Consider the following 7,426-nt stretch of genomic DNA (forward strand, 5'->3'; position numbering starts at 1 on the left):
GCTATTTGTTTTTTTGGAGTATAACAATAATGATTATGGATTCACTTGCGGGCTTTGTTCCGTTTTTGCTTTATTTTGCCCTTGGTTATGTATTAATTCTTGGCTTTATTTTTATCTACACACTGGTTACCCCACATTGTGAGTGGACCTTAATGAAGCAAAATAACCGCACAGCTGCAGTTGCATTTGCTGGTGCATTTTTAGGTTTTACCCTACCCGTTGCCAGTGCCGCTATAAACTCTGTATCAATTATTGATTTTGCGATTTGGGGGGTTATTGCCTGCGTAATGCAACTAATCACCTTTTTTGCTGTTAAGATTTATATGCCTAAAATTACTGAGCGCATTAATAAAGATGAAATCAGCTCCCGCCTGTATGACTTACTAGGAGGCACCATGAAGCGAACTAGTAAACTCAAACTCACACTTATGCTCGGTGCTGGTTTTGGATTGACCGGCTGTGGCGAAAGCGATGAATCTGCGCTGTTATTCAAAGATGTTGATGACTGCGAACAATGGGGTGTTGAACGCTTAGAGTGTGAAGTGCAATACCAAGAAGCCCTTGCTAATCACCTTGTTGAAGCACCTAAATACACATCCGAATCTAACTGTGAAAGTGACTTTGGCTTTGACCAATGCGAACGTGATAACAACAGTATTTGGCGGCCAATTATGGCTGGTTTTATGATTGGCCTTGTCGCTGAAGCAGTTGATGAAGCACTGGATTACGCGAAAAAGAAAAAACGTAAAAAATATGCCTATTTTGGCGGTAGCTCTTATGGGGGCAGTAAGCCGCTGTACCGTTCAAAAGATGACTTTTTTAACTTTCGCAATAGCAATAACCAATTGATTGGCTCGATTAACAACCGTGGCACAGTAATGGTTAAAAAATCGAAAGTAAAATTTACCTCTAAACCTAAATCGGTGTCGCGTTCTCGCGGAGGATTCGGTAGCCGCGCTTCTTCACGGAGCTACGGCGGTTAATGTTTCGCCGTAATGCACCGATTCGGCCTGATCTAAAACAGCAGGCCGAATACTTTGGCTTTGAATTTTCGACGATCGATGGCGAAGTCTACTGGGATGAATCTGCTTATTATCAGTTTACCCTAGCGCAAATCGAAAACGATATTGAAGATCCAACCAATGAACTTGAGCAAATGTGTTTACAAGCCGTCGAAAAGGTAGTTAACGATGAGTATTGGTTAACACAATTTGCCATTCCTGAAGACTTTTGGTCATTGATAAAGCGCAGCTGGCAACAAAAAGAACCAAGCCTATATGGTCGTATGGATTTTTCTTACCATGGTAAGGGCCCTGCAAAACTGTTGGAATATAATGCCGACACGCCAACTTCAATTTATGAAGCTGCGTTTTTCCAATGGATGTGGTTAGAGCAACAAGTTGACCGAGCTGTACTGCCCCGTCAGGCTGATCAATTTAACAGCATTCAAGAGCGTTTAATTAACCGCTTTATCGAACTCAATTTAAAACATCAGCTAAGTTTTTGCTATTCAGAGGGGTCGCTCGAAGATAAAGGCACCGTCAGCTATCTTCAAGATTGCGCTTATCAAGCAGGTATCGCAACAGCACGCTTTCCAATTGAAGAAATTGGGGTTGATAATAAAGGGCAATTACTTGATCCTGAAGATACGCCAATCAATCACTTATTTAAGCTCTACCCTTGGGAAGACTTGTTTAAGGACGAGTTTGCCAAACACATAATAACGACTCATACCCGCTTTATTGAGCCTGAGTGGAAAGCAATTCTGTCGAATAAAGCACTACTGCCACTGCTTTGGCAAATGTTTCCCAATCACCCCAACCTTTTACCTGCCTACTTTGCAAATAAGGTAGGTGATGGTTTAGATAATGGTTATGTGCAAAAACCGATTTTTGGCCGTGAAGGCGCTAACATTACTTGGCATCACCCAAGCAAAGGTCGAGTGCACAGTGAGGGTTGCTACGGTGAAGAAGGCTATATTGTGCAAGCACTTGCACCACTGCCAATATTTGATGGCAATCATACCTTAATCGGCAGTTGGTTGGTGAATCATCAAAGTTGCGGCTTAACTATTCGTGAAGATAGCTCGCCAATCACGCAAGATACCTCTCGATTTATCCCCCACATTATTCTAGGTTAAATTTAGTTGATAATAATTATCATTTTTATTGACTAAGAAATCAAAGCAATATACTCTTACTTCCATAAAGCCTTTGCAGGAAATAACCATGGAAGTTTTATTGATTGCTTTTTCATTTGTAACGGTAGTTATCGCAATGTCTTGTTATTGTAAAAGTAACCAGTGTGCTGAAAGTGTGCGACTTGATAGTAATAGCCCTATCGGCCTTTATTGGTTATTAGCGGTTGTGTCTTCAGCGCTTGGGTTATTTACAGCGGTAACAGCACTGGGGGTTTATGAGGGCACACTTGCTTGGTTATCCATTCATACGCTTATTTTAGTACCAATACTATTGTTCTCCCCGTTCAATCTCTCGCTGGATGACAGGCAATAAAAATAGCGCTATAAGGCGCTATTTTTTTGTATTCGATTGATGAGTTCAGTATTTACTCTTGAAAGTAAGTGCCCCAGCCATCATATTCCACACCAGCTTTCGCAGCGAGGTCGATAAGTTTATCAACATCTTCAAGAATAAGTTCAGCATCAAGCTCGCACTCAACAACAACGTCAAAACCCCAAATCTTGCTGCCATCTTCTAATTCAAGTTCAGCTGGGTCTTCAACATCAAAGCCAAGTTTAAAAGCAGCAAGTGCAGCTTCTTCTAACTTATCAAAATCTTCACATACAAAGTGGTGCTCTACTTCATATAGTTTATCTGGATTTGAGCCATCTTCTAATAATGACTCAACAATATCTTCACTAATTTCGCGCCAGTTTTCCACAATCGCTCTCTACTTTAGCATCTAGCTGTTCAATCTTATTTTGCATCATAGCATGGATTCGTTTCGCATGCTCTCTTGCTGATACATCCTTATCTAACGAGATTGGATCAAGCAACTCAACATAAACTTTTGGATTTGACCAACGATTTAATTTAATACGACCTGTTGTGGTGCTCATACATACCGGTACCACTTCCACACCAGCTTGCATTGCAGTATGAAACGCACCCGTTTTAAACGGTAACAAACCTCGGCCATAACTACGTGTGCCTTCTGGAAATAACCAAACTGAAATTTTATCGTTTTTGATTTTTGATGCTGCTTTATCAATCGTGCCTTTGGCTTTAGATTTGTTATTACGGTCAATTAAAATATTTCCCGATAGCCAATAAAGTTGGCCAAAAAACGGAATAAAACGAATGCTTTTTTTACCAATGCTTACGGTATTCTCTGGCACCGCATTGGTTACTGTGAATAAGTCATAATTATTTTGATGATTCGAGACAAACACGTATGACTTTTCTTTATCTAATTTATCAAGTCCTTTGATATCTACTTTTGCACCTAACAGTACATGCATACTGCCATACCAAGAAGCAAAACGGTGTACATGGTTTCGGTTGAATGGCATAACTAAACACAACAGCAAACCAAAAATCGCACTGAAAAAGATAAAAATCGCAAGCAGTACTAAGCGAACAGCAAATATCAAAATAACATCTCCAATAATTAAGCGCGCCATTATACGAATTTTAGCTAACATGTGTAAGCTAAAAAACACAGTTTATAAAAAAACCAGTCCCAAATTGAGACTGGTTTTCGCTATTTTAACGTTTTTCGACGCTTTTCGGCACTAAGCTTTGTTACTACTCTCCGGTATTTTCCGGATCAATAGCCTCGTCGAGCAGTTCTTGTGCGGTGGTAAATTCAACTTCCATTAAGTCCACACGCTGTAAACCACGCGGTAACTTATTACCGCGTCTGCCACGCTCACCATAGTAATGCTCAAGATCACTCGGTTTAAGCGTGAGTTTACGCTTACCTGCATGTAAAGTAACAGACGCGCCATCTGGCACAATACCCAATACTTTGACAAACTCTTCTCGCGATTTAACACGGGCACTTGGGATAGAGATAATCTTATTACCCTTACCTTTACCCAGTTTTGGCAAATCTCGAATTGGGAAGATCAGCATGCGCCCTTCGTTCGAGATTGCTAAACATCGGTCAGTTGCAACATCATGAATGGGCTGAGGGGTCATCAGTAATGCCGCATCAGGAATAGTCACAAGCGCTTTACCGTTTTTATTTTTACTGACTAAATCATTAAATTCAGCGATAAAGCCATAACCTGCATCGGATGCCATCAAGAAATTAGCTTTTTCATCACCCATAACAACATGCTCAAGATTAGCCCCTGGTGCCACATTAAAGCGACCTGTCATTGGTTCACCTTGGCTTCGCGCTGAAGGCAAGCTATGTGTTTCAGTTGAAAATGCTCTTCCCGAGCTATCTAAGAACACACTTGGCTGGTTGCTGCGGCCTTTGGCCAGAGATTTAAAGCTATCACCTGCTCTATAGCTTAACCCTTCTGCATCAATATCATGCCCTTTAGCAAAACGAGCCCAACCCTTTTCAGAAAGTACCACAGTCACACTTTCTGATGGCATTAAATCTTTTTCGCTTAGCGCTTTTGCTTCGCCACGCTCAACCACAGGTGAGCGGCGCTCATCACCATAAAGCTCAGCTGCTTCTTGAATCTCTTTTTTCAGTAAGGTCGACATGCGTCGCTCTGAACCAAGAGTTAATTCAAGCTTATCACGCTCTTTGGCAAGCTCATCTTGCTCGCCACGAATTTTCATTTCTTCTAATTTAGCAAGATGACGAAGTTTTAGTTCTAAAATTGCTTCTGCTTGTGTTTCAGTGATGCCAAAGCGTGCCATTAGTACCGGCTTTGGTTCATCTTCTGAGCGAATAATCTCAATCACTTCGTCAATATTTAAAAAGGCTATCAAGAGGCCTTCTAAAATATGTAAACGTGCCAATACTTTATCAAGGCGATATTGTAAACGACGACGAACCGTTTCGCGTCTGAATACCAACCACTCAGATAAAATTGTTTTTAAATTTTTTACTTGCGGACGGCCATTTAACCCCAACATGTTCAGGTTAACACGGTAGTTTTTCTCAAGATCGGTGGTAGCGAATAAGTGAGCCATAAGAGGCTCAGCTTTAATTCGATTCGAACGAGGTACAATCACAATGCGTGTAGGGTTCTCATGGTCTGATTCATCACGTAAATCAGCCACCATAGGTAACTTTTTAGCACGCATCTGCGTTGCTATCTGTTCAAGCACTTTCGCACCCGAACATTGGTGCGGCAGTGCTGTAATAACAATATCGCCCTGCTCTTCGGTATATACCGCGCGCATTTTGATAGAGCCTTTACCACTTGAATAAATTTTGCGAATTTCAGCCTTTGGCGTGATAATTTCCGCATCTGTTGGGTAATCTGGTGCATGTACTAAATCAAGCAGCTCTTCAAGTTCAGTTTTTGGTTTATCTAATAATGCACAACAGGCACTCGCAACTTCACGTACATTGTGAGGTGGGATATCTGTTGCCATACCTACTGCAATACCAGTGATACCGTTAAGTAAAATATGCGGTAAACGCGCAGGTAACACTTCAGGCTCTTTCATGGTGCCATCGAAGTTAGGGATCCAATCAACGGTCCCTTGACCGAGTTCTTTCAGTAATACCTCTGAAAATTTTGATAGGCGCGCTTCGGTATAGCGCATAGCAGCAAATGATTTAGGATCATCCGCAGCGCCCCAGTTACCTTGACCATCCACCAGCGGGTAGCGGTAAGAAAATGGCTGCGCCATCAGTACCATGGCTTCGTAACAGGCACTATCACCATGAGGGTGATATTTACCAAGTACGTCACCCACGGTACGGGCTGATTTTTTATATTTAGCTGCTGCTGATAAGCCTAGTTCACTCATCGCATAGACAATTCGACGCTGTACTGGTTTTAAACCATCGCCAATATGTGGCAGTGCACGGTCTTTAATTACATACATCGAGTAATTTAAGTAGGCGCTTTGCGTAAACTGCGCCATTGTTTGTTGTTCTATCCCTTGCATTGCGAGGGTGTCGAGATCTGACATGCTCGTTTACCTAAATTTTTTTATGCTTGTTATGAGTTCCATGAATCCGCTTGGTCACCACTGGTTTCTAACCATTCACGACGATCGCCTGAGCGTTTTTTGGCAAGTAACATATCCATTACTTCTAGAGTCTCTTCATCGCCATCAAGACTTAATTGCACTAAGCGACGGGTATTTGGATCCATTGTTGTCTCGCGCAGCTGCATTGGGTTCATTTCACCCAAACCTTTAAAGCGTTGCACATTGACTTTGCCACGTTTTTTCTCAGCTTCAATACGGTCTAAGATGCCTGTTTTCTCATCTTCATCAAGGGCGTAAAACACTTCTTTCCCCACATCAATACGATAAAGAGGCGGCATTGCTACATAAACATGGCCTTGTTCAACAAGAATTGGGAAATGCTTCACAAACAGTGCACATAATAGGGTTGCAATGTGCAACCCATCAGAGTCCGCATCAGCTAGGATACAAATCTTGTGATAACGCAGATTCGATAAGTCATTTGAATCTGGGTCCATACCAATTGCCACTGAAATATCATGCACTTCTTGTGACGCTAGAATTTGCCCTGATTCCACTTCCCAAGTATTGAGGATTTTACCACGAAGTGGCATCACCGCTTGGAATTCACGGTCGCGCGCTTGTTTTGCAGAACCACCAGCAGAGTCACCCTCTACTAAAAAGAGTTCGCTACGCTCACTTTCTTGTGTACTACAGTCAGTTAATTTACCCGGTAGTGCCGGCCCTGAGGTGATTTTTTTACGCACCACTTTTTTCGCGGCACGCATACGCTTTTGCGCATTACTAATACAAATTTCAGCAAGTAATTCTGCAATATCAGTGTGTTCATTAAGCCATAAACTAAATGAGTCTTTCACTACACCTGAAACAAATGCAGAGGTTGAACGCGAAGAAAGCTTTTCTTTAGTTTGACCTGCAAATTGTGGGTCTTGCATTTTAACCGATAGCACATAGCTACAACGGTCCCAAATATCATCAGGTGTTAGTTTTACCCCACGCGGTAATAAATTACGGAATTCACAAAACTCGCGCATTGCTTCTAGCAAACCTTGGCGCAGACCATTTACATGGGTACCACCTTGTGCAGTGGGAATAAGGTTTACGTAACTTTCATAAACCCCTTCGCCCCCCTCAGGTAGCCATAAAACCGCCCAATCCACACCTTCGGTGGAGCCCGCAAACTCTCCCGTGAATGGCTGTTTAGGCAATACTTCATATTCTTTTAATGCATCTGCTAGATAGTCTTTTAAACCATCTTCAAAAAACCATTCAATGGTTTCTTTGGTTTGCTTATTGATAAAACGAATTTTTAAGCCAGGGCACAGAACCGC

At 41.9% G+C, this 7,426-nt stretch carries 7 protein-coding genes; 3 read left to right on the forward strand and 4 right to left on the reverse strand.

The window, feature by feature from the left end; translation table 11 throughout:
* Nucleotides 1-35: 35 nt before the first annotated feature.
* The 3 genes from ON073_RS14350 (at nt 36) to ON073_RS14360 (ending at nt 2,513) form a co-directional block, all read left to right on the forward strand.
* Nucleotides 36-983, forward strand: a complete 948-nt coding sequence (locus ON073_RS14350; RefSeq protein WP_274762559.1) for a DUF350 domain-containing protein — start codon at nt 36-38, stop codon at nt 981-983.
* Nucleotides 983-2,140: a glutathionylspermidine synthase family protein gene (locus tag ON073_RS14355; protein WP_274762560.1), complete on the forward strand. Its 1,158-nt coding sequence runs from the start codon at nt 983-985 to the stop codon at nt 2,138-2,140. Before ON073_RS14350 ends, ON073_RS14355 begins: the two co-directional genes overlap by 1 nt.
* A gap of 88 nt (nt 2,141-2,228) precedes the next feature.
* Nucleotides 2,229-2,513, forward strand: coding sequence for a hypothetical protein (locus tag ON073_RS14360; protein ID WP_274762561.1), 285 nt, complete (start codon nt 2,229-2,231; stop codon nt 2,511-2,513).
* Nucleotides 2,514-2,565: 52 nt separating this feature from the next.
* Here the strand turns inward: ON073_RS14360 and rraB are convergent, their stop codons facing one another.
* From rraB to parE, 4 genes are all read right to left on the reverse strand, one after another.
* Nucleotides 2,566-2,901 carry a ribonuclease E inhibitor RraB gene (gene rraB, locus ON073_RS14365; protein WP_010561698.1) on the reverse strand — a complete coding sequence of 112 codons (336 nt, stop codon included), beginning with the start codon at nt 2,899-2,901 and terminating at the stop codon, nt 2,566-2,568.
* Complete coding sequence (locus tag ON073_RS14370) at nt 2,879-3,613, reverse strand: 1-acylglycerol-3-phosphate O-acyltransferase (protein ID WP_274762565.1); 735 nt, start codon at nt 3,611-3,613, stop codon at nt 2,879-2,881. Before ON073_RS14370 ends, rraB begins: the two co-directional genes overlap by 23 nt.
* 154 nt (nt 3,614-3,767) lie before the next feature.
* Nucleotides 3,768-6,074, reverse strand: coding sequence for a DNA topoisomerase IV subunit A (parC, locus tag ON073_RS14375; RefSeq protein ID WP_274762562.1), 2,307 nt, complete (start codon nt 6,072-6,074; stop codon nt 3,768-3,770).
* A 29-nt stretch (nt 6,075-6,103) separates the two neighbouring features.
* The coding region (gene parE / locus ON073_RS14380) for a DNA topoisomerase IV subunit B (protein ID WP_274762563.1) at nt 6,104-7,426 on the reverse strand (1,323 nt) is incomplete at its 5' end.

It is taken from the genome of Pseudoalteromonas sp. G4 (assembly GCF_028875915.1).
Classification (GTDB): domain Bacteria; phylum Pseudomonadota; class Gammaproteobacteria; order Enterobacterales; family Alteromonadaceae; genus Pseudoalteromonas.